The 25,524-nt window shown below is 36.2% G+C and carries 26 protein-coding genes; 2 read left to right on the top strand and 24 right to left on the bottom strand.

The window, feature by feature from the left end:
* Nucleotides 1-133: 133 nt before the first annotated feature.
* The 22 genes from A8B35_RS06750 to A8B35_RS06650 form a co-directional block, all read right to left on the bottom strand.
* Complete coding sequence (locus tag A8B35_RS06750) at nt 134-1,906, bottom strand: ABC transporter ATP-binding protein (protein WP_075602579.1); 1,773 nt, start codon at nt 1,904-1,906, stop codon at nt 134-136.
* A gap of 697 nt (nt 1,907-2,603) precedes the next feature.
* A complete protein-coding gene (locus A8B35_RS06745; protein WP_075602578.1) occupies nt 2,604-3,731 on the bottom strand; it encodes an acyltransferase family protein in 1,128 nt (375 codons plus the stop codon).
* A gap of 1,133 nt (nt 3,732-4,864) precedes the next feature.
* Entirely contained in the window at nt 4,865-5,782 is a 918-nt protein-coding gene (locus A8B35_RS06740) for a DUF3137 domain-containing protein (protein WP_075602577.1), read from the bottom strand.
* Nucleotides 5,783-5,785: 3 nt separating this feature from the next.
* Complete coding sequence (locus tag A8B35_RS06735; protein WP_075602576.1) at nt 5,786-6,340, bottom strand: LemA family protein; 555 nt, start codon at nt 6,338-6,340, stop codon at nt 5,786-5,788.
* A 205-nt stretch (nt 6,341-6,545) separates the two neighbouring features.
* Nucleotides 6,546-7,025, bottom strand: a complete 480-nt coding sequence (locus tag A8B35_RS06730) for a VOC family protein (RefSeq protein WP_075602575.1) — start codon at nt 7,023-7,025, stop codon at nt 6,546-6,548.
* A gap of 25 nt (nt 7,026-7,050) precedes the next feature.
* Nucleotides 7,051-7,368, bottom strand: coding sequence for a hypothetical protein (locus A8B35_RS06725; RefSeq protein ID WP_075602574.1), 318 nt, complete (start codon nt 7,366-7,368; stop codon nt 7,051-7,053).
* 73 nt (nt 7,369-7,441) lie between these two features.
* Nucleotides 7,442-8,140, bottom strand: a complete 699-nt coding sequence (locus A8B35_RS06720; RefSeq protein ID WP_075602573.1) for a hypothetical protein — start codon at nt 8,138-8,140, stop codon at nt 7,442-7,444.
* 132 nt (nt 8,141-8,272) lie between these two features.
* Complete coding sequence (locus A8B35_RS06715) at nt 8,273-8,758, bottom strand: pyridoxamine 5'-phosphate oxidase family protein (RefSeq protein WP_075602572.1); 486 nt, start codon at nt 8,756-8,758, stop codon at nt 8,273-8,275.
* Between the two features lies 1 nt (nt 8,759).
* Nucleotides 8,760-8,891, bottom strand: a complete 132-nt coding sequence (locus A8B35_RS23750; protein ID WP_262506896.1) for a hypothetical protein — start codon at nt 8,889-8,891, stop codon at nt 8,760-8,762.
* Between the two features lie 563 nt (nt 8,892-9,454).
* Complete coding sequence (gene rimK, locus A8B35_RS06710; RefSeq protein WP_075602571.1) at nt 9,455-10,831, bottom strand: 30S ribosomal protein S6--L-glutamate ligase; 1,377 nt, start codon at nt 10,829-10,831, stop codon at nt 9,455-9,457.
* A 40-nt stretch (nt 10,832-10,871) separates the two neighbouring features.
* Nucleotides 10,872-12,767, bottom strand: a complete 1,896-nt coding sequence (gene speA, locus A8B35_RS06705; protein ID WP_075602570.1) for a biosynthetic arginine decarboxylase — start codon at nt 12,765-12,767, stop codon at nt 10,872-10,874.
* 33 nt (nt 12,768-12,800) lie between these two features.
* A complete protein-coding gene (gene speB / locus A8B35_RS06700) occupies nt 12,801-13,670 on the bottom strand; it encodes an agmatinase (RefSeq protein ID WP_222844106.1) in 870 nt (289 codons plus the stop codon).
* Nucleotide 13,671: 1 nt separating this feature from the next.
* The gene (gene nspC / locus A8B35_RS06695; RefSeq protein WP_075602569.1) at nt 13,672-14,841 is read right to left on the bottom strand and encodes a carboxynorspermidine decarboxylase; all 1,170 of its coding nucleotides are present in this window, start codon (nt 14,839-14,841) and stop codon (nt 13,672-13,674) included.
* Nucleotides 14,820-16,022, bottom strand: coding sequence for a saccharopine dehydrogenase family protein (locus A8B35_RS06690; protein WP_075602568.1), 1,203 nt, complete (start codon nt 16,020-16,022; stop codon nt 14,820-14,822). The genes nspC and A8B35_RS06690 overlap by 22 nt, the downstream gene beginning before the upstream one ends.
* Before the next feature lie 366 nt (nt 16,023-16,388).
* A complete protein-coding gene (locus A8B35_RS06685; protein ID WP_075602567.1) occupies nt 16,389-16,973 on the bottom strand; it encodes a hypothetical protein in 585 nt (194 codons plus the stop codon).
* A gap of 27 nt (nt 16,974-17,000) precedes the next feature.
* The gene (locus tag A8B35_RS06680; protein WP_075602566.1) at nt 17,001-17,327 is read right to left on the bottom strand and encodes a DMT family transporter; all 327 of its coding nucleotides are present in this window, start codon (nt 17,325-17,327) and stop codon (nt 17,001-17,003) included.
* Between the two features lie 36 nt (nt 17,328-17,363).
* A complete protein-coding gene (locus tag A8B35_RS06675; protein ID WP_075602565.1) occupies nt 17,364-17,834 on the bottom strand; it encodes a hypothetical protein in 471 nt (156 codons plus the stop codon).
* Between the two features lie 80 nt (nt 17,835-17,914).
* Nucleotides 17,915-18,313 (bottom strand): flotillin-like FloA family protein, encoded by a 399-nt coding sequence (locus A8B35_RS06670; RefSeq protein ID WP_075602564.1) that lies wholly within the window; start codon nt 18,311-18,313, stop codon nt 17,915-17,917.
* Nucleotides 18,314-18,389: 76 nt separating this feature from the next.
* Nucleotides 18,390-18,869: a hypothetical protein gene (locus A8B35_RS06665; RefSeq protein WP_139314832.1), complete on the bottom strand. Its 480-nt coding sequence runs from the start codon at nt 18,867-18,869 to the stop codon at nt 18,390-18,392.
* Between the two features lie 236 nt (nt 18,870-19,105).
* Nucleotides 19,106-20,077 carry a transglutaminase domain-containing protein gene (locus A8B35_RS06660; RefSeq protein WP_075602562.1) on the bottom strand — a complete coding sequence of 324 codons (972 nt, stop codon included), beginning with the start codon at nt 20,075-20,077 and terminating at the stop codon, nt 19,106-19,108.
* Nucleotides 20,078-20,404: 327 nt separating this feature from the next.
* A complete protein-coding gene (locus A8B35_RS06655) occupies nt 20,405-21,409 on the bottom strand; it encodes a hypothetical protein (protein ID WP_075602561.1) in 1,005 nt (334 codons plus the stop codon).
* Nucleotides 21,402-22,700 carry a lamin tail domain-containing protein gene (locus tag A8B35_RS06650; RefSeq protein WP_075602560.1) on the bottom strand — a complete coding sequence of 433 codons (1,299 nt, stop codon included), beginning with the start codon at nt 22,698-22,700 and terminating at the stop codon, nt 21,402-21,404. The genes A8B35_RS06655 and A8B35_RS06650 overlap by 8 nt, the downstream gene beginning before the upstream one ends.
* Before the next feature lie 255 nt (nt 22,701-22,955).
* Between A8B35_RS06650 and A8B35_RS06645 the strand changes: the two genes are divergently transcribed.
* Nucleotides 22,956-23,921, top strand: coding sequence for an endonuclease/exonuclease/phosphatase family protein (locus A8B35_RS06645; RefSeq protein WP_075602559.1), 966 nt, complete (start codon nt 22,956-22,958; stop codon nt 23,919-23,921).
* Between the two features lie 307 nt (nt 23,922-24,228).
* Nucleotides 24,229-24,699 (top strand): OsmC family protein, encoded by a 471-nt coding sequence (locus tag A8B35_RS06640; protein WP_075602558.1) that lies wholly within the window; start codon nt 24,229-24,231, stop codon nt 24,697-24,699.
* A 22-nt stretch (nt 24,700-24,721) separates the two neighbouring features.
* Here A8B35_RS06640 and A8B35_RS06635 read toward each other — a convergent pair whose 3' ends face one another.
* On the bottom strand, nt 24,722-25,177 hold the full coding sequence (locus tag A8B35_RS06635) for a GNAT family N-acetyltransferase (RefSeq protein ID WP_075602590.1): 456 nt from the start codon (nt 25,175-25,177) through the stop codon (nt 24,722-24,724).
* 32 nt (nt 25,178-25,209) lie between these two features.
* Entirely contained in the window at nt 25,210-25,452 is a 243-nt protein-coding gene (locus A8B35_RS06630) for a hypothetical protein (RefSeq protein WP_075602557.1), read from the bottom strand.
* Nucleotides 25,453-25,524: the final 72 nt, after the last annotated feature.

The following is a 25,524-nucleotide window of genomic DNA, read 5'->3' as shown; positions in this document are numbered from 1 at the left end:
ACGGCTTGCCTTGAGATTGCTTCCTTCGTCGCAATGACGAGGCGCTTCTTTAAGTATAAATGATTAGTGTTAAGTTATAAGCGAGAAGCAAAGCGTTTATCATTTATAACTTAACACTTATCCCTGATTTAAACTAAACCGAGAACTGCAATTCGCTTAATTTACGGTAGGTGCCATTGGTGTTTTTCATCAACTCATCGTGAGTTCCTCTTTCGGTAATTTCGCCATGCTCAAGCACCACAATAGTATCGGCTTTGCGGATGGTAGAAAGGCGGTGTGCAATAATGAGCGAAGTTCGTCCTTTCATCAGTGTATCTAGGGCTTCTTGCACAAGTTTCTCCGAGGCTGAGTCCAGAGACGAAGTTGCTTCATCGAGGATGAGTATCTTCGGGTCTTTTAAAATGGCACGGGCAATGGCAATACGCTGTCTTTGACCTCCGGATAGCTGAGTGCCACGCTCACCCACAAGTGTTTCAAATCCTTCTTCAAAGCGCTCAATAAACTCCAATGCATTGGCGTTTTTGGCTGCAGCCAGTATATCTGCATCATTGGCATTGGGGCGTCCGTAGGCAATATTCTCACGTATGGTACCGCCAAATAGAAATACATCTTGGGGCACCAAGGCAATTTGTTTACGCAGGGCCGAAACATTAAACTCGTTATTGGGTCTTTGGTCGAATAAAATGGCGCCCTCATTGGTTTTGTGCATTTGTAATAATAATGCGGCAAGGGTCGATTTTCCGGCACCGCTGCCACCCACAATTGCTACGGTCTGGTTTTTATTTATGGTGAGGTTGATGTTCTTCAATACCTTTGTTTCGGGACGAGAAGGGTAGGCAAATGAAAGATTTACCAACTCAAGTTGTCCTTGAATCTGATTTTCTTCTGAAATCTCATTCAGGGTAATTATTTCTTCTTCATCCTCTTCGTGTAGTTCGAAAAGCGTTTCGGTGGCACCAATAAACTTTTGAATATTGGCAAAAACAGCGGCCAGTCCACCAATGGTTCCACCCACATATACCGAGTAGATTACAAAGGAAAAAAGTTGTCCTGAATTAATGCCTCCCGTTGATAGCATTAAAGATCCACGCCATATAACGGCAACAATAGCTCCAAACATTCCGAAGATGATGAACGACGAAAACATAGCACGGTATTTCCCGCTTTTCATCCCCAACAGCTTAATATCTTCCGTACGCGAAAAATATCTATCTATTTCGTAAGCCTCGTTGGTAAACGATTTCACGCTCTGTATGCCTTGTAGGGTTTCTTCCACTATAGTGTTAGAGTCGGCTACGTTTTTTTGCACATCCTTAGAGAATTTACGAATAAACTTACCAAAGAAACGGGCTACAATCATAGTTGGTGGCAAAATAATTAGCATAAAAAGCGTGAGTTTTACCGAGGTAAAAGCAAGTAAGGTAACGCCTCCGATAATAATGATTAATTGGCGAATAAGCTCAGCTAATGTAGTGGTTAAGGTTTCTTGTAACAATGAAATATCGGCCGATATTCTACTGTTTAATTCACCCACACGGTGTTTTTCAAAAAAGGTGATGGGTAGTTTTATAAGGTGATTAAAGGTATCGCGCCTGAGCATTGCCAAGCTTTTTTCGGTTACATTGTTGAATAAAATAATTCTGAAATAGGAGAAGGTGGCCTGTACCAACAATACAATACCCAATACCAAAGCAATTTGATTTAGGTTGGCCCAAGAGTCCTCGCCCGATCCGGCGTTTACCAAATCGCCCAATAGTTTAGGAAAGGTAAGATTGGCTAAGCTAGATACCAAAAGGAAGAATAGGCCTAAGAAATATTCGCGGCGATACGGACTAATGTATTTGTATAGTTTAAAAACTTTTGATAAGCCCGATTTGGTGATTTTATTTTTCTTTTCGTCTTGCATATGCTTTTATCTTACTGCTTCAATAACAACAAAATTAAAAGCATTTGGTTAAGGCACTTAATAATTATTAATTATCAATTGTTAATTGGAATTCAGCTTGCCCACGATATTGCGTCATCGCGAGGCACGTGGCGATCTCAAGGTGGTTATGAGAAGTATCAAGACGCAAGTATCAAGTATCAAGACGCAAGTATCAAGAGATTTACGGCTTGCCTTTATGTAGTTTTTTAACACAGAGACACAAAGTACACTGAGTTTTTTCTTTGTGTTCTAAGTGTCTTTGTGGTTTACCAATACGCTATTGCGTCATCGCGAGGCACGCGGCGATCTCAAGGCAGTTATGGTTGGTATCAAGGATCAAGGCAATTGTTAGTGGCTAATGGTTTCGCAAGTTGCCAACACGCTATTGCGTCATCGCGAGGCACGCGGCGATCTCAAGGTGGTTATCAAGTATCAAGACACAAGTATCAAGAGCTTTACAGCTTGCCTTGAGATTGCTTCCTTCGTCGCAATGACGAGGCGCTTATTTAATAGATAGTTGTTAATGATTTTTCAAGTTTCCAACGCGTTATTGCGTCATTGCGAGGCACGCGGCGATCTTAAGGTGGTTATGAGAAGTATCAAGTATCAAGACACAAGTATCAAGAGTTTCGCAGCTTGTCTTGGGATTGCTTCCTTCGTCGCAATGACGAGGCGCTTAGGTAATCTTTAATAGCTTATCTCGTAATTTAAGAAAAGGTTTTTCAATGATTAGATGAAGTAATAAACCAGCAACAATCGCAATTATTATGCAAATCCAGAAAGTCCACTGTTCTATACTTTCATTGCCTAAATCTTTAATAAACATCTTAGTAAAGTGATAAACTTGTTTGTGTGTTAGATATATAGAATAAGATAAAGTGGCTATAAGCAGCGTAAATTTGGTTTTAAACTTGTACAGTAGGCAAGTAGGACTAATTGCGGCAAGCACAATAATTGCATAAGCCAATGAAATTAATGGGTATCCGTAAATAGATGTATTGTACGAGATAAAATTGGCACAAAGCACATAGGCAAGCATAAATACCATTAGGCCTGCGAGTAATACTTTATTACCGTGCTGTATCAATTTTGCTTTGATGTTTGGTTTGTAGTTGAAAATTACGGCTATGCTTAAGCCCATTAATAAGCCATCCATTCGGTTATAACTTGGGTAATATACCTTTTCGAGAAAGCCATAAACCATTTGTCGGCGATTGCCATTATCAATAAATGGTTGAACATGCTCTTGCCAATTATACAGTCTTAAAATGTAACCCAGTATTATCAATCCAATTATTAAATAGGGCGTAGTTTTTTGAAGCTTATTTTTAAATAACAGTACAATCGAAATTGGAAGCAATAAGTAAAATTGTTCTTCAATGCATAAGGACCATGCGTGCGAAAAAGACTTTTCGGTTTGTGCATTTAGTCCAAAATTCTGAGTAAAAGTTAAAAACTTCCATAAAGGTGGTAAACCAGATCCTTCTTTTAATTCCGACAATGAATAATACATGATTAAAACAGCCAAATAAGCAGGTATTATTCTAAAGAATCGTTTAATGTAAAATTGACCAAAACTAATTCGGTTTGTGTTCTTGTATTCTATCAGTAACTGAAACCCTATTAAGTAACCGCTAAGTACAAAAAACAAATCAACACCCGTCCAACCTATCTGTTTTATGGGTTCTAAGTATGCGGGTATTCCTCTACCATAATGAAAAACCATAACAAGAAGTATTGCTATGGTTCTTAAGTGATCTAATCCGTGTAGTCTTTCGGTTTTGCGTTCAGTAATTTTAATCATTCACATCTTGTTTTTCTGCACTTGGGGTTTTGTTATAAAAGCAGGGGATACTGCCGTTATAGTATTGTTTACAAGATAAGATAATTAGCACAACTCTCAGTTAGGCAGTCTTACTAAAGCTTTAAATAAAACAAAAGCTATTTGTAAATAGGCCTCTAACGTGGTGCTTACACGCTATTGCGTCATCGCGAGGCACGCGGCGATTTCAAGGTGGTTATGAGAAGTATCAAGTATCAAGACGCAAGTATCAAGAGCTTTACAGCTTGCCTTGGGATTGCTTCCTTCGTCGCAATGACGAGGCGCTTATTTAATTGTTAGTGGCTAATTGTTTTGCAAGTTGTATACACGCTTTTGCGTAATCGCGAGGCACGCGCGATCTCAAGGTGGTTATGGTTGGTATCAAGTATCAAGAGTTTCGCAGCTTGCCTTGGGATTGCTTCCTTCGTCGCAATGACGAGGCGCTTAGGTAATTTTTAGTGGCTAATGGTTTTGCTAGTTGCCAACACGTTATTGCGTCATCGCGAGGTACGCTGCGATCTTAAGGCAGTTATGGTTGGTATCAAGTATCAAGACGCAAGTATCAAGAGCTTTACAGCTTGCCTTGGGATTGCTTCCTTCGTCGCAATGACGTGGCGCTTAGGTAATTGTTAGTGGCTAATGGTTTCGCAAGTTGTATACACGTTATTGCATTATCGTTTGGCACGTGGTGATCTCAGGTGAGATGTAAATAAAAAAGCCCCAAATCCGTATTAATGGAGATGGGGCTTTGTTATAAGTGCGGTGTTAAAAAATAAGTTATTCTGTTTCTACTATTTCACTTTCTTCAATCATTGATTTAGTGCTTCCATAAATAACATAATCGTTATAAAAAGCTTCGTTTTTGCCTTTCCAAACTAGTTTGCCTACATCGCTAAGCTCACTAATTTGTTTGTATAATTCGTTCGCTAATTTAATGCGTTCCAGGGTCTTTTCTTTACGTTCGGTAATGGTTAATCTTAAGGAAATATATATTAAGAATTAGAGGTTGCAGGATTTTGCTTGTGAGGTGAAAAAACAATTCCCGCAGTCAACACTGCGGGAATTGTTATATGTTTTGGTTTGTCACAAGAAGGGATTCTTGCGGCAGCGGTATTCTATTTCCAAATTTTTGTATTTAAGTCTAAATCATTAACCAAACCAGTAAGAAGTTCAAAATAATCAAAATGAGTTTTCATAAACTCTTTACTAGTAATGGGCTTCAGTAAATTTACTTCAAACAAATTAACATTATTAGGTATTGCAACATACAGCCAGTTATCTATTAAAGAAAAGGCAACTTTTTTATTCACCTTCTTTTTGTATTCGAGCATTCTGTGCATTAAACTAGGTGTTAGTTTATATCTCGATTCTACCTGATCTTCACCTACTACGGTAAACTCTTTGCGAAACTCAATATCTTCAAGCTTAATATTCATTTCGTTATGAATGCCAATTTTTACTTTAGTATATAAAGAAACATTAGAACGAGGCATTATAACAGTTTTAGAAGTAAAAGTTTTATTGAATCGTACTGCGATAAAAATACCGGTAAAAAAAATATCATATATACCCCATGCTTGAACTTCTGAGAAGTGTATATGTGTATTACCTATTCTACACTCGGTATAATCATCACCTGTTGTTCTCTTTACTTTCCCTCCTAATAAAAGACTATTGGTTAAAACAACAGGACTCATCCTTTGGCGAGGTAAGTATCTTACATCTTCATAAAAATATAATAGGAGCTCTGTAATTACTTTATTTTTGAATATTGGTGTTAATTCCTTAAATGCCTTTTGTCTTTTTCCATTAATCAGACCATAAAAAGTTAGTGCAGTTATAACTAGTTGGAGTATAGTAAATTCGATAGGAATTAAAAGATAAAAAATTGGTACAGAAACAAGAAATGCAACAAACCATTTAAAAAGGATCTGCATTTCATTAAGCCATTTTTTACGTACAATTTCAACCTCTTCGAGAACAGGATATATTTTAGCAAAAAAAGTATCGAAATCTTTATTTGAAAATTCCATTATTTAAGCTTTAAATAAATCTGACGCTTTAATATTATCGCGTTCAATTTCCTCGGCCTCAAAAACCTTTTTTTCGTTGAAACCTAGTAAGCCTGCAATAATATTAGAAGGGAACACTTGAATTGCATTATTGTATGATGTTACAGCCGTATTATAATACCTTCGTGCAGCCGAAATTTGTTCTTCTGAGGAAGTCCAATTTGCCTGAAGCGCAAGAAAAGTAGAATCTGCTTTTAATTGAGGATAGTTTTCTACATTCATTAATAATCCATTCATTTTACTTTGAAGATTATTATGGATTGTGACATCCTCAGTTACACTTCCTTCGCTAATAACCTGTGTGCGAAGTCTTGTTATTTCAGCAAAAACACCTTTTTCATACTTCATATACTCTTTTGTAACTTCTACAAGATTTGGTATTAAGTCGTATCTCTTTTTTAACATTACATCAACTGACCCAAACGCATTGGCTACCTCGTTTTTTCGCCTAATAAGGTTGTTATAAATTGTAATTAATATGATTAAAATAAAACTTACAATTGCTACTAAAATTATCATCGTTTAAAATATTTATTATTTGTGACTACTTAATTATTACCTATAATGTTTGGCTAGATGAAGCCGATTGATAAACTATTATCCCCATTTAAAGTAGGAGTGAGCTGAAAAAAGAATTCCCGCAGCCCCATGCAGCGTGAGTTGGTGTTTCTTTTATCAGTGTTTACCACAAGAGAGGACTCTTGCGGCAGCCTTGCATTATACCTCATTCTGTTAGGCATATTTCTTTTACCATTTCAATAGGTACAGATGTTCGTTCAGAGACTTGATTAACGCTCATTCCTTCATGGTAGAAACGTTTTACAAAACACGGAATGGTTTCTCCAATTTCAATCAAATTATTTTCAGGATCATAAAACCGAATTGTTTTCTGTCCCCACGATTCCTCAATGGTTTCGTGTAAGTATATCAAATTGTGTTCTTTTAATTTGGTAATTACGGCTTCATAATCATTCGTATCAAAACATATTTCCAGATTTTTATTTCCCGATGGGTGGTAAGTTTTACCAAGCTTTTTGGCAATTGTATAATCCTCTGAAAGTTTCCACAATGAGATGCCATTTTTAAATCCGATGCAGTTTCCAAAATCAACATCAATTTCTTGTTGTAATATTTCCTGATAAAATGCTTTCATCTTATCGAAATCATGGGTCATTATTACAGTTGAATGAAATTTTATATCCATTTTTTTAAAATTTAGGTTCGTTCGTTTATGCTATAAATTTTGCTCCTGCAATTCCAATTCCTGCTCCTAGTATTACCGAAAATACAAACATCGGAATTATGGCTTTTTTATCCCTTGGGAAAACAATTACCATTATCGGAATAGAGCTTAGAACACCAATCGCCATTCCTGTTATCCAGGGAGCAATGCCCCAATTTACAAATGGAATAATTAATCCGAGAGCAAAATAATGCAAAAAAGCAGAGATAATGTCTCGTTTATCCAATTTCTGTATTACCATAGGGATTGCATCTAGCAATCCGGCTACAAGTCCGATTAGTATTGCTATTAAGAAGTTATTCATTTGTGGGGTTATTTATTTAACACTTCAGTGATTAGCGAACTGGCCATTGATTCGATTGACGGTATGTGTTTTTTTATTGGATATCACTTATTCTAAATACTGCAAAATTTGCTATTAGTTTTGTTTCATTTTCAGTCTGGCCAGTTAATATCATTGGAGTTTCTTCAAAAAGAATTGGCTCTGCCGAAAAGGACGCTTTAAATTCATCAATAGTAAAGAATTCCTCTGGTGGATGAGAATGTCCCATTAAAGAATCAACAAATTTACGCTGAGCTAACACTTCCTCTGTAGTAACTCCAATTCTATAATTAGGAAACCCTATTGATATTATAGAATCAGGTCTAGAATTAAGTTTTAGAAAATTCTTAATGTCTTGAAAGAATATTTCCTTGTTTTCTTTTGGAGACTTACTATTTGATAATGAAATCTCGTGAGCTGCACTTATCATTAAAAACACATCCGCTTTCCAAGGGAATTGATATTTAAGAGCATCTTTAAACGACAATTTCAATGTAGAATAGTCAATGTTATTTAGATCAGGGATTTCATCAATATTATTTGAAGGCTCAACATTGATCAACTTAACTCTTTTCCCAAATTTATCTATAATTTTTGCTCCTATTCCTGGTCCTCCTCCAATATCAATAATATTTAGATTATCAGAGTCAATCAATGCAGTCAAATTACTTGCAACTAACTGATGCATTGAATTAATATTTACCGCGAAATTATTTACGTAATCAATTCCTTCAAATTTTTGAAAATTATCCATTTATTTAGGTTTATTTATTTTTGAATCGCTTTGCTTTTCTGCTAAGGTCTATTTGCTAAACTGTTTTCCTATGACGAGTGGGTGATGGCGCTATTAAATATATACATTGCTGTGTCGTCGTGCTATATATTACTATCGTCCAGCTTTTCCATGAATCTGTTTAATTCTTAGTTTTAGAATCTCCATTTTTGAGTAAAATTCATCCGATTTCAATAGTTTGTCCTTAATAACAGAATCCTTTTCCTCTAAATGATGAAGCAAAATCCGCATTCCATTTTTCTTATCTTGCAAATCATTAACTATTTCCATATCGCCCCAGAAAACAACAGATTCATATTCATGTCCGCATTCATCAATAACGTAACCTTTATCTTTAATCACTGTTGCACATACATTTTTGTTAGCATCCAAGAAATCCAGTTTCAAACCTTTTTTTGCACAGTGAAAATATAAAATCTCATTTACGGAATCATATCCATAACTCAAGCTTACAGCGTATGGTTCATTGTTACGGCACATTGAAATCACTGCAAATTTGCCTTCTTTTAAAATTCGGTCTATGTCAGATTTCTCAGTAAGTTCCCTATTCGGTCGATTATGTAAATGGTATTGTTTCATTTCAGTTTATATTTGATAAGGCTTTAGAATGGTAAGTCTTCATTTTTCTTCCTCCCCGCATTACCTCAAACATTCCTTGAAAGTTATTGGGTAAAAACACTTCGTCGCTGGGGTTATTCGAAATGGTTTTCATGCATAGTATTTTTTTATGATTGGTTTATAAGATTACAAGGGTGTCATCAATAATTAAATTAATTGCTGTACTTATTAAATATACCGTGTAGCTTCGGGGGAGCGTATATATTATACAATGCAAGAAGTGTGTGTAGTGTGCAGTGTAGCATGTTTTTCATGGTTTAGGATTTGGTTATTTTTTTTCTTCGCTCTCGAAAATAGGGAATTAATTGTGCAATGCAAATATTACCCTTGCGCTAATTTAGTGTTATGCAGTAATTTATAACCATACTAAATTATGTAGATATGAGTATAGGCGTTTTTAGGAGGGGAGGTAGTAATGTCAATCAATATTAGAATATGAACACAAAGACACTGAGGCACAGAGTTATTAATTTAATTTGCTGATTACATGATTCAAATCTAAGCTAACTGTTTGAATATATATAATCACACTCTGCGTCTTCGTGTCTCTGTGTTTTTACTTATTTTATCCCTTGATTTGAATTAGTAATAGAAGTTGTTTATGACTTCAAACCAACGAACTAACACTTCACTAAAAAGCGCTGCTATTGCGCTAAACTATGGCCTTTTAAATTTCAAGTCTCTTTCAATGGCTTCAATCATTTTTCCTGCAATATCTTTGTTCGATGCTCCTTCAATGCCTTCGAGACCGGGTGATGAGTTTACCTCAAGCAATAGCGGACTATTCTGACCCCGAATAATATCAACACCCGCAACTTTTAGTCCCATGGTTTTGGTAGCTAAAATAGCAATGCGTCGTTCTTCAGGGGTAATTTTAGTTATGGCAGCCGAGCCACCCATATGTATATTAGCTCTAAACTCACCAGGAGCTGCGGTGCGCATAATGCTTTCAACTACTTTTCCGTTCACCACAAAGCATCTAATGTCTTTACCATTGGCTTCTTTAATGAATTCTTGCACCAATATGTTTGCTCTCAGGCTTTTGAAAGCATTAATTAAGCTTTCTGCAGCTTTTTTGGTTTCGGCCAAAACTACGCCTTTACCTTGTGTACCCTCCAATAGTTTTACAATTAAAGGGGCACCACCCACCATTTTAATCAACTCATCGGTATCAAGTGGTGAGTTGGCAAAGCCTGTAGTGGGAATTGGCAAGCCGCTGTTAATAAGTAGCTGTAAAGAGTACAGCTTGTCTCTTGACTGCGTAATTGCCGATGCAGAGTTAAGCGTGTAAACCCCCATTGCTTCAAAATGACGCGTAAGTGCTGTTCCGTAAAAAGTGGCACTGGGGCGTATGCGAGGTATAATGGCATCAAAACCCGATAAAATACGACCACCACGGTAGTGCATCTCCGGATTTTTACCATCAAGCTTAATATAACAGTCCTTAATGCTTAAAAATTCAACGTCGTGACCGCGCTCTTGGCCTGCCTCAATAATACGCCGATTACTATATAAATCAGGATTAGAGGCCAATAAACCAATTTTTAAACCCGTAGGCTTAATAATATTGGTGCTGTAGTAGGTTTCAAGTACGTCAGGTGTTAAGTCGCCCAATAATAACGATGATTCTGGGTCAACCAACATTTTGCCACTCATGGCTTGTCTGCCCAAAAGCATGCGATAGCCCATAGAGTCCCGATTGGTTAAAGTAACCTCAACTTCCCAAGTATCCTCAGCTATTGAAATAGACGTTTTAATTACAAAACGCCTTTCGCTTTGTCCGCTCGAACTTTTAACTCTGCGTTTATCGTACACAGGCGCTTCGCAATGTATGGTGGTTTTACCATCGTTTTGCAAAGGGTGCACTTCAAAACTCACCCAAGGGTTACCATTTTTTTTAAATGGGGTAATGTTTACGGCATGTAGCGCCGAGGTTTTTGCACCCGAATCTACACGCGCTTTAATAGCCGGAATATTAATTTGGGGTAAACCGCACCACTCTTCACTACCTACTACTATTTTGTTTTCAGTCATTTCTTTAGCATTTATGGATGATATTCAAGCAATTTAAATATTATTTCTCTAAATAGGTATAGCCGTATAAGCCCGATCGGTAGTTCGATAAAAACTCTTTCCCTTCCTTGGGCGAAATTTTACCTTGCTTAACCGATGCAGTTACCCATGCCTCAACCGTACGTACCAGTTTTTTAGGGTTGTATTGTACGTATTCCAACACATCAGCAACGGTTTCGCCATCTATTATTTTATCAATAGAGTAGCCCTCTTTGGTGGCTGATAAATGCACTGCATTAGTATCGCCAAATAGGTTGTGCAAATCGCCAAGTATCTCTTGATACGCACCCACTAAAAATACGCCAATGTAGTACGAGTCGTCTGCTTTAAGCCGATGAACCGGTAAATTGTAGCTAATATTTTTAGTAGCAATAAAATTTTCAATCTTACCATCCGAATCGCATGTAATATCCTGTATGGTAGCTTCCACATCAGGCCTTTCGTTATGGCGATGAATCGGAATTATCGGGAATATCTGATCAATGGCCCATGAGTCGGGTAAAGACTGAAACAAGGAGAAATTGCAAAAGTATTTTTCCGATAATAGTTTCGATAAAGCATTCAATTCATCCGGCACATGCTTTAGGTTTGATGCTATTTTGTAAATATCGCGCGCAATGCTCCAAAACAAACGCTCAATTTGTGCACGTGTTTTAATATCTAACAAACCCAAGCTAAAACGATCTAGGGCTTCTTCGCGGATGAGTTGCGCATCGTGCCAAACCTCTAACATTTTAGATTGATTCAGGCATTCCCGCGAGTTATACAGCTCTTTAACCAAATCGTGGTCGTTTTCGCTTAGCTCCACTTCGTTTTTCCAAAGCGGGGCACACGACGATTCTAAAACCTCAAATACCAATACCGAATGGTGCGCCGTTAATGAGCGGCCCGATTCTGTAATGATGTTAGGGTGTGGTAGTTCGTTTTTATCCGACACATCTACCATGCACGAAATAGCATCGTTCACATACTCCTGAATACTATAGTTTACACTGCTTTCGCTATTGGCCGATTTGGTTCCATCGTAATCAATGCCCAAACCACCGCCTATATCAACAAACTCAACTTTAAAGCCCGATTTATGAAATTGAGCATAAAATTGCGATGCCTCGCGAAGGGCAATTTTAATGCGGCGAATATTGGTTACCTGACTACCAATATGAAAATGGATGAGCTTTAAGCTGTCCTTCATATCAATAGATTCAAGATAATCCATGGCCTCAATTAAGTCGCTCGATGTTAAACCAAACTTGCTTACATCGCCACCCGAACTTTCCCACTTGCCGCTACCTGAGCTGGCCAGTTTAACACGGATTCCAAGGTGTGGTGTAATGTTTAAGCGCTCAGCAATGGTAGTAATCATTTTAAGTTCGTTGAGCTTTTCAACTACCAAAAATATACGACGTCCCATTTTTTGCGCCAACAAGGCCAACTCAATGTAATCTTCATCCTTGTAGCCATTGCAAATAATCAACGAATCGTTATTGGTGCTTGATGCAATAACAGCATGCAATTCAGGCTTTGAACCTGCCTCTAAACCAATGTTGAACTTTTTACCATGGCTCACAATTTCATCAACCACAGGCTGAGTCTGATTTACCTTAATGGGATAAACCACAAAGCTTTCGCCTTTGAAATTATATTCTGCACTTGCTTTCCTAAAGCAGTCGTTCATTTTTAGGATTCGATTATCCAATATATCCGGAAAACGTAGTAATACAGGCGTGTTTATATCACGCACCTGAAGTTCATCAATCACTTCCTTTAAATCGATGCTGTTACCGTCTTTTTTAGGTGCAACGGTTACATTTCCTTTATCGTTAATTGAGAAATAATTAATTCCCCAGCCTTTAATGTTGTAAAGTTCAACTGAATCGTCAATGGTCCACTTTCTCATTTTATTCTTATACTAAACCTACCGTAGTAGCTGTTATTGCTTGCTTTTATAAATAATACTTAGGATGCGATAAATCAACTTTGCAGCCAAATAGTCGGGTGCTTTATTGGCTTTGTTTGGGCATAATTCTACTACATCAAATCCTACAATGTTTACCTTGGATGCCACTGTTTCTATAAGGTCAATCACATCATTAAACAATAATCCATCCGGTTCAGGCGTACCTGTAGAGGGCATAATAGAGGTGTCAAACACATCTAAATCAATGGTGAGATAAACGTTTTTATTGAGCTGCTTCAGCACCTCCTTTTTCCATGTTTTCTGCTTTCTAATCTGATGTCTGAAAAACATGGTGTCGGCATTAACAAAAGCCTTTTCTTCCTCGCACATGCTGCGGATGCCCACCTGTACAATGGGTGCTACTTCGCGTGCCTGATACATAGCACAGGCATGGTTATTTTCAGAACCCTCATACTTTGGGCGCAAATCAGCATGCGCATCTAACTGTAGTATACTAAGGTCTTTATACTTTTGTGCGTAAGCCTTAAAAGCGCCAATGCTTACCGAGTGCTCGCCACCAATTAATACCGTAAACTTATTGTTTTTAAACTGCTCGTTAACGGCGTTTTCAACGGCCAAAACCATGGCTTCCGGACTGGCTTTTTCATCCACAGGAGCTAGGGTGTAAATACCTTTTTTGCTCACATCCAATTCGGTTTCTATATCATACATCTCCAAGGTGCCCGAGGCCTCGATAATGGCTTCAGGGCCTTTGTCTGAACCCTTTATCCAGGTACTTGTGCCATCGTAGGGAACAGGAAGAATAACCATTTCAGCCTTGTTGTAATCGAGGCAATAGCCATCTTCGCCACAAAAGTGTTTCGAAAAATCTATGTTCATCATCTTAACTTAAGCGTGATTTGTAATCGAGATAACCAAACTCTTTAACGAGTGTAAGTTGCCCCATATCCGAATTAAATTTGTAAATATTAGGCAAGCGAACGCCATTAAATGTGGTGTTTTTAACCATGGTATAATGGGCCATATCGCCAAACACAAGTTTATCTCCAATGCCTAATGGCGCCTCAAAACTATAATCGCCAATTACATCGCCCGCCAAACAAGTTACACCGCCCAAACGGTAGGTGTGTGCTTTTACAGTGGGCTCATCGCCATTTTCGATAAACGGACGGTAAGGCATCTCCAAAACATCCGGCATATGGGCTGTGGCCGATGTGTCCAGAATCGCTAAATTCATTCCATTATTGAACACATCTAAAACCGAAGACACCAATACGCCGGTATTTAAAGCAATAGCCTCGCCAGGTTCTAAATAAACCTTCAGCTTATACTTATGCTTAAAATTGTTTATAATTCGGATGAGTCTTTCAACATCGTAATCGGGGCGGGTAATATGATGTCCACCACCAAAGTTAATCCACTCTAGCTTATCAAAATAAAAACCAAACTTCTCTTCAACCACCGCAAGGGTACGCTCAAGCGCATCGGCATTCAGTTCGCATAGGTTATGAAAATGCAACCCTGTGATGCCCTCAAGATCATCTAGGCCAGCCTTAAAGTTATCAAGCGTAGTGCCTAAACGACTGTTTGGACCACTAGGATCGTAAATAGCTGTATCGGTTTCTGAATGTTCAGGATTCACTCTAATGGCCGTTTGAATATGCGGATGCTGCTTTAACTGTTCCTTGAATCTGTTCCACTGCCCAAGCGAATTGAATACAATATGATTGGCTAATTTTACATGCGCATCCATATCAGCCTGAGAATAGGCAGGGGCATAGCAATGCAACTCGCCGCCAAACTCATTACGACCAAGCATAGCCTCGCTAACCGAACTAGCTGAAGTACCGGGTAAATATTTACGAACAAGCTTTGCCATGCTCCACATAGCAAAACCTTTAAAGGCCAAAAGGATTTTAGCACCCGTGTTATCTTGCACATATTTAAGCAGCTTGAGGTTCTCCTCCAACTTACTTTCGTTAACAATATAACACGGTGTTTTTAACTCATTTAGCTGCTGCTCCGAAAGCTTTATTCTACCGAACTGTTCCATTCTTCAACCTGCCAAGGTAAACCATAAGTATTTAGATCGTCCATAAAAGGATCCGGATCTAATTGCTCCATATTGTACACACCAGCTTGCTTCCATTTGCCAGTCAATATCATTTTGGCGCCAATCATGGCAGGAACACCTGTGGTGTAAGAAACAGCCTGCGAACCTACTTCCTTGTAGGTTTCGGCATGGTCGCAAATGTTATAAATAAATTTACGCGACTTTTTACCGTCTTTAATACCCTCAATAACACAACCAATGGATGTTTTACCCGTGTAATTCTCAGCCAAAGAGCCAGGATCAGGCAACAGACGTTTCAGAAACTCAAGCGGCACTACCTTCTGACCCTTATAATCTACCTCGTCGATACGATCTAAACCTAAGTTTTGAATCACACGCAAGTGCGTTAAATACTCTTCGCCAAAGGTCATCCAAAAGCGGATGCGCTTCAGGCCTTTAATATTTAGGCATAGCGATTCCATTTCCTCGTGATACATCAAGTACATTTTACGTGTACCAACACCTGGAAATTCAAAATCTTGTTTTACAGATAATGGGGCAGTTGTATGCCATTCGCCTTGTTCCCAATAGCGCCCGTTGGCTGTAATTTCACGAATGTTAATTTCAGGATTGAAATTGGTAGCAAATGCTTGTCCATGGTCACCGCCATTGCAGTCCACAATGTCTATTTGATGAATCTCATCGAATAAATGCTTTTGCGCATAAGCACAAAACATATTGGTAACACCTGGGTCGAAACCAGAACCAAGCAGAGCCATTAAACCAGCATCTTTGTATTTATCCTGATAAGCCCACTGCCATTTGTACTCAAATTTAGCCTCATCTTTAGGCTCGTAGTTGGCCGTGTCAAGATAATCGACACCTGTTTCCAGACATGCATCCATTATGGCCAAGTCCTGATAGGGCAGGGCCACATTAATCACCAACTTAGGCTGGTGCTTTTTGATTAGAGCAACCGTTTCTTCTACCTTATCAGCATCTAATGCTTCGGTAATAATTTCACGGTTCAAACGCTGTTTAACGTCTGCTGCGATTTTATCGCATTTACTTTTGGTACGAGATGCCAATACAATCTCACCAAAAACTTCCGGAACTGCTGCGCATTTATGTACTACTACATTACTTACGCCTCCGGCACCAATAACCAATACTTTGTTCATTTTTTTATGACAAAAACTAATTGTTTAAAAAATGTAATGACTCTCATTAGAGCCAAAACTCAAAAATACTCACTGTGTTAAGAACGCTTTGCAATTATCTATTAACCAATCCTTTATTTTGATTTAAGTTGGTTTCAAGAAAAAAGCCCGCAAATATATACTTTTATTTGATTTAAATGTATTAAAAAAATTACAGAACTAATTTCTCTTCAAATAAAAAGAATGTGTCTGGTGTAAGTATTATTAAGTCAGTTGCTTATGGGTGTGGGTTGGTCAGGTGTTCTTATGAAATTTCTTTATAATACAATGGAAATTAGTATTGATGCTAGGGAATAAAAAGACCAGCTAGCATCAATTGTGATCCTTTTATTTATCAATTAAACAATTTAAAACTTCCCAATTATTGTTTGTTTTTAGCAAGTTTACATTGGCTTTAAAGTTCCCATTTTCGGCAACGATGGTAAAGAGTAAATCCGATTCGCCTGTTTCTCCTGAATTTGTTATACCACCGCTAACGAGTATCCCATAATAAGAGATATTGCCAGTCTGCTCCTTTATAGCAGTATTATTCTCGCAATAGTGTTTGGCGGTTTTAAATGCGTTTGAGTTTCCAAAAATCAGAAACCCCATTAAAACCATACCCATCCAACCAATAATTGCAAAAGTCCAGGTTTCAAATAGGTGTTTAAACAGAAAGCTTATTCCTGTAAAAGGATTTTTTCTCATTTTCCTATTTAGCTCCTTGGCTATTTTTAAAAACTTTGGATAATGACCTCGTGTAGCTTTATAGTATTTAAACCAATGAAAGATGCCAAATAAGGTGATTATTGGAGCGCTAATAAGCCCAATAGTGGAATAAGGTTGATAGTTATAGAGCTCGCCATAAAATGAAGCAATCCATAATAAACATCCTATTAAAATTGCTGGTCGATGATTGAGGTTTGTATTCATATGAGTGTATTTATAGTATTAGTTGGTTTAGTGTGAAACTACTTTAAGTCCAATGATTGAGATAATTAATGTGCTAATAAAGAATATGCGCCAAAAGGTAGCAGGTTCATTAAATACGAGGATTCCAACCAACACGGTGCCTACGGCTCCAATGCCTGTCCAAACGGCATAGGCAGTTCCAATGGGCAATTGTTGTGTTACCTTGACCAAAAGAAACATGCTTACGGCTAAGCAAAGTAAGAATCCAAGATACCAGTATGTAGCTTGAATCCCAGTAGCTTCTTTGGCTTTACCCAAACAGGCAGCAAAGGCTACTTCAAACAGGCCGGCAATTATTAATAGTATCCAATTCATGAGTTATTGTTTATAAATTACAGGTGAAGTTATTTTTTATACAATAAAAACTAAAAATATACTGGCCAATAAACTTATTGCCAACCTCAATAACATTCTGTTATCAAATAACTTTATTGAGGGTTCACTTTTTTTAAAATAGATGAATAGGATTATGGCAATGGCAACCGAAGGAATTGTAACTAATAACATACTCTTTGAGCCGGGAAGATGCATAATAGTGTAAATTATTCCTATTGCTGTAACGCTTAAAGATATTGCAGAAACTTTTGAAATTACTTTAGCCAATTCGGTAAATTTAGCATCCTCATTAGGGTAGAAGGCACTTAAAAAGTAAAAGATGCCAAGAATACCCAATGGTGCTACAATAATTATCTCGTATGCTGAACTGATGTACTCTGTTAATGAATAAAACAGTATAAATACAGGCACTAAAAAAAGTTCTAATTTATTTAATCGGGGTTTAACCCATTTGCTAACCTTTACTAATTGTTCGTTTTGTTCCATGGTGATTTTGTTGATTATTTAGTGAATTGGATGTTTATTTATTTAGGTTTTTCCTTAAGGCTACCTGTTGCTTCTGAAGATTATTCAAATTGTATTTTTTCAAATTCCGATTGGTTTTCCGTTTTATTCATTATAGTTTCTACAATATCAATATCTTCTAAATCAAGTTTTGTCGCATTTTTGAAGGATAGTTTTAATCCATTTTGTTTGGCGGCAATCATTCCATGAACAATATTTTCGATATTACATCCTGCAAGGAAAATGGTTTCTAATTCTTCCTTACTAACTTTGATACCACCTTTATTAGCAGCAATTAAACCTTTTACAATTTCTGCTGGGGGTACTTTTCTAATCCGCATCATTATTAAGTCTAGTAGCGATATTTGAATGCCTGATACTAGTGCCGCAAACCAGAGAAAGAAAGGCACATAATATAAAAGAATAAAAAGTATTACGATTGTAATTGATAAATAGATCATAGGAGGGGTGCTATTATTTAAAATTAAATATAAATGGGAAAACAAAAGTTACTAGAATGGTCCGTGTACTATCTAATTAGTCTAAAGTGCGATCTAGTGTGTATATTAAGGTTCCGCTTGTTTCTGATTCAGATAGTACAATTTGATTAGATGAGACCTTTTCAATTTTCATGCTCATTGAAGCAAAGATTTGCGAATTAGAATTGTTTTTTTCTATCAATTTCCATTTGCCATACTCTTCAAAAAGTAATGTATCAGTATTAAGAGTAATTTGTTTTCCTAGAGTACTTACCGACATGGTTCCTTTGTGTTTTCTTCCATTTTCTAAGGCATTTTTAGAAATAGTCATGCAATAAGTGCCATTGTTTTTAAATTCATATTTAGTAGCGAGAGCCAATATCTTTGCATTCTGAATTAGTGGTTTGGGTACGTTCTTCATATCTACTTTTAGATCTGTAACCTTCCAATTACCAACTATTTCGTTTGAAATATTATTTGAGCATGAAACAAATAATAACACCATAAGGGTGCAACTTAATTGGAGTAGAACTTTCATTAGGCGTATACTTTTGGGTTTTTGTAAAAGAAAATATTTTAAGCAGTGTGTTTCGTCCTTGTCAATAATCAGCATTGATTGGATTTAGCGATTAATGACTTTATCAGGCCTGAAAATAGGGAAATAATTAACAAATGCTTAGTATGGTTTGACTAAATGTATGCTTTACATATTAATTTATAACGAGACTAAATTATTTAGATGGGAGTATAATTATTGAAGGAAATGGAGAGTTCCTATTTCAAATTGATTTTATATGCTACAATGGATTTGTTATTATGATATAGCGTTAGGTAACCACGTTTTATATTTTTTATAGGTATACTAAAACTAGTTTTTCCTTTGTTGTATTTAGTTTTAAGCTTTGTGGAATATTTATCTTTGCTAAAGGCATAACTAAGCTTACTTATTTCTGTATCACTATTAATTGTAAATTGTATGGCATCGCCTTTTACTTTCTCTATTACCCCATTATTCGGCTTTATTATTTGTATGTTAGAATTAATAGCAGACGAATAGTACAATGGCAAGTTTGCAAAATCTTTTTCGTTTCTTTTAACAAGTAACCATTGTTCATCATCAGGAAAGTGCTTTAAAAAGAAAAGCTCAGGGGCAGTGCAAAAGTAAGTTTCATCGTAATCTTGGGTAAATTTATTAGATTGTGCATTTACGCTTCCTGCTCCCCAAGTGGCATCAATTAATTCCCATTTACCATCTAATTTAACGGCATTCCATGCATGATCACTTCTTTTTGGTAATTTTCCAATATCATTAGTTGTGGTTTTTGAGGTTCCGCTGATAATTACACATTCAATATCATTTAAGTCGCAGAGCGTTTTAAATAAACGCGAATAGCCATCGCAAATGGCCTTATGCTTTTTAAATACCTTGGTAATAATTTTATGATTGTACTTGGCTTCTATCTCCAGTTTCTCTTCTTGCGTGCGATAAGAATATGATTTAGGCTTTATATTGGCATTAGCAGCAGGTACATCGTAAGCTATATTATGAGTAATCCAAACATAAATTGCGCTGGCTTTTTCTCTGTTAGTTTTATAATCAGAATTAATTCTTTTGGCTAATTTTTCATAGTTAGAAATAGACTTTGGATAATTGATCACTGTTTGCTTTATGCTTTCATTAATTTGAGCTGATAGCGATAAGCTAATAAATAGGGCAATAAGAGAAGTAAGTGTTATTTTGAACATGCTATAATTTGTTGGTTAGCCTCAAAGATAGGGATATTGAAAATAGAGTAGTGATGAACTTTCTTATTTTTTGACTTGTAAGTTTATTAGTATTCTTCAAAATACCATTTCTCAATGTTTTCAATTGAAAAGTCGTTACCATAAAGCTTAGTTCCATCAAGGTATTGTTTCATTCTGTTTATTTAATAGGGCTGTATTGCTATAATTTCTTTCAACTATAGGAGTCCCACTTGAACAATTCGTAGCCTAGACTTATGGATCTGTTGTACACATTTATGAGTGAGGTTGCATATTTAATGTGAAAATTATTTTTTGGTATTTTTTAAACTAATTGAATACTTTACTCAAGTAATCCAATATCTCAGGTGAATTTATCATATCATTAGTTTTATGAGATACGCCTTCAACTTTAATGAGCTGATGCGTATTGGCAGGAAAATATAAATCCATATAATTTTGTATGTTTATGGCTCTTTCATGCCTATGTTTACCTTGATATAATTCTTCACAGTCAAAGTTCTCATTATCTTCGTTCAGGTCTTCAGTACCACTACCAATAGTTACCTGCCTCAATGGGAAGTAATTTATTATCTCTGATGCTTCTATGCCTCTGAGGTATTCGTTTGCTGATACGTCTGTTAAACCAAAAATCCATGCATCATAACCAGGACAACTAGGAGCATTTAATGGAACTTCAAACCTATCCTTTTTTTCATTCCACCTTTCTGGCCCTAAATAAGCAACAGATGATGGGTTTAATGGTAAATATATTACCTCTTGTTCAACAATATCAGGCAGTTGTGATAATACAGCATAACGGTAAATATATTGTGCCCCTGCAGAATGACCGGAAAGAACAATGGTTTCGAGATTGGGGTATGTTTTTAAAACATGATTTATTAATAAGGTATCGAGTAAAGCAAACGAACTTATTTTTGGTACTGCATTAATTGATTTTTTGCCATCCTTCCATGAATATTTGGTCCAATAATAGTTGTTTCGATAATTGTGCATTTCATATTGGGGAGCCAAAACAATTACATTTGACCTATCGGTTGCACTATAGGCTGCATTTCTTGCAAATGTATAATGATCTGTGGCATTAAAATTGGCTCCATGCATATATAATAATAACTTGGTATATTGATTATTTCTCTCATGGGAACTAATATTTGCACTACAATAAAAATAAAAGTCCATTCCATCCTCAACTGTTATATGCTGCAAGTAATCTCTATTACGATCATAGTCCGATGATTTTGAGCACCCTAAAAACAGGAGCAAAACGCTCAAACTAATGATAGAAATATATGTCGTATATTTTTTATTCATACTCCTGAGGTGTAAATGTTCCTAAATTACTGTAGTCATCTTTTTCTTTTACAATCCATTCTGAATCTTCAACATTAGTACCTGCTGAATTAAGCCAATCTGTATTGGGGTCTGATACTATCCATTTACGCCAAAGTACTTTATTTTTTGAGGCACCAGGTTCGCCAGCAATATCCCAATCTCCATCCGGATCGTTAGTCTCATCATATGGCTCACCATACTGATCTATTAATTCAAATAATCCATTATTCTTTTTAAATAAACCAACGGCATCATCTCCGTTAGCTTTTAAATCGGGCCATACATAGTCGGGATTAAGAATTATAGAAGGATCAGTCCCTTCTCGTGCAATAATGACAACCTCGCCATGTGCTAATGTGCCATCAAAAGTAAGTTGAGTGGATCCGTCGAACATTCCATCGTTACCATTTGATGCGTATTGTAATGCATAATTTGATAATTGCACATCACTTTCAGTACCATTGTATATTTCAATATATGTATTTCGGAAATCACCTTCCTCTGCAGTACTTGTTACCCGAACCTCTGAAATTATAAGGTCATTTGTTAGAGGTGGAATAATTTCTGGTATTGTTGAATCTTCAGGTTCGAAATCGGCAATATTTGGACTATATGTACCTACATTTGAATAATCATCCTTACTAATTACAATCCATTCCGATCCAATTTCTGTAGTTCCAGCACTTTGTTTCCAATCTATATTTGGTGAATCAACCAACCATTTTCGCCAGAGTACGTAATCTTTTGATCCGTCTTCAATACCAGCTATATCCCAAGCTCCATACTCTGGAGCATTATCGTTTGTATAGGGTTCTCCATATTGATCAATCACATTATATCGATTGCCCGTCTTTTTTATAAGAGCAATACCATCATCACCGTTGGCTGTTAGATTTTCCCATACAAAATCAGGAAAAGGAAAGATTTTAGAGTCTGTTCCTTCTCTTACAATAACAATAACTTCTCCGTGAACTAGAGTTCCTGAAAATGAAATTTGAGTACTTTCATCCCATCTACCATTACTGCCATTAGAAGAATACCACATTCCATAATCTGATAAATCTACATCAAAACCTGTTCCGTTATAAACCTCAACAAAGGTATTTCTAAATCCATCATCTTCAGGGATACTTGTTACCCTTACCTCAGAAATTAGTAACTCTTTAGTTAGCGGAGGATCATAAACAGGTTCTTCATCTGTATCATCATTAGAACTGCAGGCAATTGTAGCAAGTATGAGAGTAATAAATATTAAATATTTTAGAAACATAATTCAATAATTAATTTAAAATCTATTGCATTATAAGTAATACAAATAGGAACGAAAATAGTTGTAGTGTATATGGATTATTCTATTGTGCAATAACGCGTTATAGTCTGTTGTGATTTACCGTAGCTCAATACAATATATAAGTGTAGGTAAAGAATAATAATAAATAAACTAGCTATAAAATGCATGTTCTTGATTTATTAGGTATTATGATATAAATTGCTTTTTTGAATTTTTAACCTAAACTTATTTATAATGGAAAATCACTTTATTGCATGGTGGAATGTTGAGAACTTATTTGATGTTAAGGATGCGCCATTGGAGCGTAGACCAGAGCGTGTGAAACGTAAAATTGCATCTGATTTATCGGTTTGGACAGTTGATGTGCTTGAGCAAAAATTACATAATTTGGCTTGGGTTATCTCGCAAATGAATAATGGTATGGGACCTGATATTCTCGGGGCTTGCGAAGTTGAAAACAAGTATGTACTTAAACAGCTTTTGTCTAAGATTACTTTATTGGATAGAGATTACGATATTATCCACTCCAACTCCGAAGATAGTAGAGGTATTGATATTGCATTTATCTACGACAAAAAGAAGTATACCTACATTGATACCGAATTTTTTCAGCATGCTGTTGTGAAGAGGTATGCTACTCGTGAAATTATTCAGGCAACTGTAAAAACCAAGCAAGGTAATGAATTGGTTTTACTCGGTAATCATTGGCCATCACGTACATCAGGTCAATACGAATCAGAACCTTTTAGAATAATAACAGGGGAGACCTTGAGCTATTTTGTGCAACGAATACAGGAGGTTAAGGGCTCTGATACAGCTGTAGTTGTAATGGGCGATTTTAATGATGAACCTTTCAATAGAGCTTTAAGCGATTATGCATTAAGCACTAGGAATAAGGCCAAAGTGATATCGGGTAGAAATCCTTATTTGTATAATTTGATGTGGCCATTAATGGGTGAGCGAACATCGAGTTATATATATGGAGGTCGTCCTTTGATGATTGATCAGTTTTTGGTTGCCAAAGGGGCGCTTAAATCAAATGGTACTTTTAGGGTGAATGAAGATTCCATTTCTATTGAGGTGTATGATGGTATGGTTAAAGGCAAGTATAATACTCCAGTTCGTTTTGGACAAGAAAAACCAAATTTAGCTGGTTATAGCGATCATTTGCCTATATCCTTTATTTTGGAAGAAAAATGACTCTTTCATAATATCATATAATTAATAAAGGGAGAATACTATTATTGTAGCTATTCTCCCTTCTTCATTTATCACAAGGTGTGGTAAATAATTTGTTAGCGTCGCTTATATTAAAATAGAATTCCTCGAAACAATCAGAAGTGCCTGTTTCTTGTAACTCAATTCAATTTATTCTCGGAAATAAAATACTAAGTATGATTGAACTTCAAAACTAAAGCGATTCAGTTTTGTTTGTAACAATAGTTTCTCTAGCGTACTAGTATTCAGTTAAAGGAAGAGTATTAAATAAATCTAATTCATCAAATAAATGAAAAATCACAAATATCAGGTGCAGATTGAGTGGACAGGGAATGAGGGCTTCGGTACAAAAAGTTATAACTCATATAATCGTAATCATGAGATTATAGTAAGCGAGAAATACGATTCTATAAAAGCCTCTTCTGATCCATCATTTATGGGAGAGTCTACCAGATATAATCCTGAAGAATTACTTCTATCATCGTTATCTTCTTGCCATATGTTGTGGTATTTACACCTCTGTAGCGCCCATAAAATTATTGTTGTGGAATATACTGATGAGGCTAGCGGAATAATGACTGAAACGGACAATGGTAGTGGTAAATTTGTTGAAGTAACTCTAGCCCCAAACGTAACTATAACAGATGCTAATCAACTTATAAAAGCTAAAGAATTGCATAAAAAGGCAAATGAAATGTGCTTTATAGCCAATTCGTGTAACTTCGCAATTAAGCATGAGCCTAATATCCGTACTGTATAATAATTAAGACATATAAGCTATGTTAAGCATCCAATAGTTTTTCAAAACAGATGCTGTCGCTAATGTTTTTATAGGGTTCATAATTCGGAGTTACGCTGTAACCATTTTTTTTGTAAACAGAAATTGCTTCAGGCATTTTAGCGCCTGTTTCCATAATACATCTCTCGTATTTTAACGCTTTAGCCCATGTTTCTAATTCGTTTAAAATTGAAGTTGCAATGCCCTTACCGCGCATCTGAGGGAGTACAAACATTCGTTTGATTTCCATAGATGATGCATCATAGCTTTTCATAGCACCACAACCTACAACAACTTTTTTATCATAAGCTAATACAACATTTTTAATTAAATCAATTTTATTATGTTGGGCGAAAAAGTTATTAGAGTCTCCATTTTTCTTGGCTAGGTTCTGATCTAGCTGGTTTACTAATTTCTGAAAATCGGGGTTATCTGATGAGGTTCTTATAAGCGTATACATATACAAAAAAAATATTCGATTAGCGATTACCATTAACGCTCATTGTCCTTAATTGTAGGCATCTTAATTTTATCAGGCTCTTGTTGGTGAAACACTTTAAATTCCTCAATTACCAGTTCCATATCTTTTAAGAATTCACTTGTTGCTCCGTTCTCTTTGGCAATGATGTAATAGGTTTCTAGGGTCTTTATTGAAGATATATCATGACCAGCAATTACAAATGCTGGCTCATCATTTTTTATGCATTTATGCAATATTGCTTTTTGATCTTTCATTCTGTTATGTTTAAAATAGAAGAAAACAAATATGCTAATTAATATGTGAAAATCGAATAAGTGTAGAAGGAT

It is taken from the genome of Saccharicrinis aurantiacus, from assembly GCF_001660705.2.
GTDB lineage: Bacteria > Bacteroidota > Bacteroidia > Bacteroidales > Marinilabiliaceae > Saccharicrinis > Saccharicrinis aurantiacus.
This window is presented reverse-complemented; position numbering and strand designations above follow the sequence as displayed.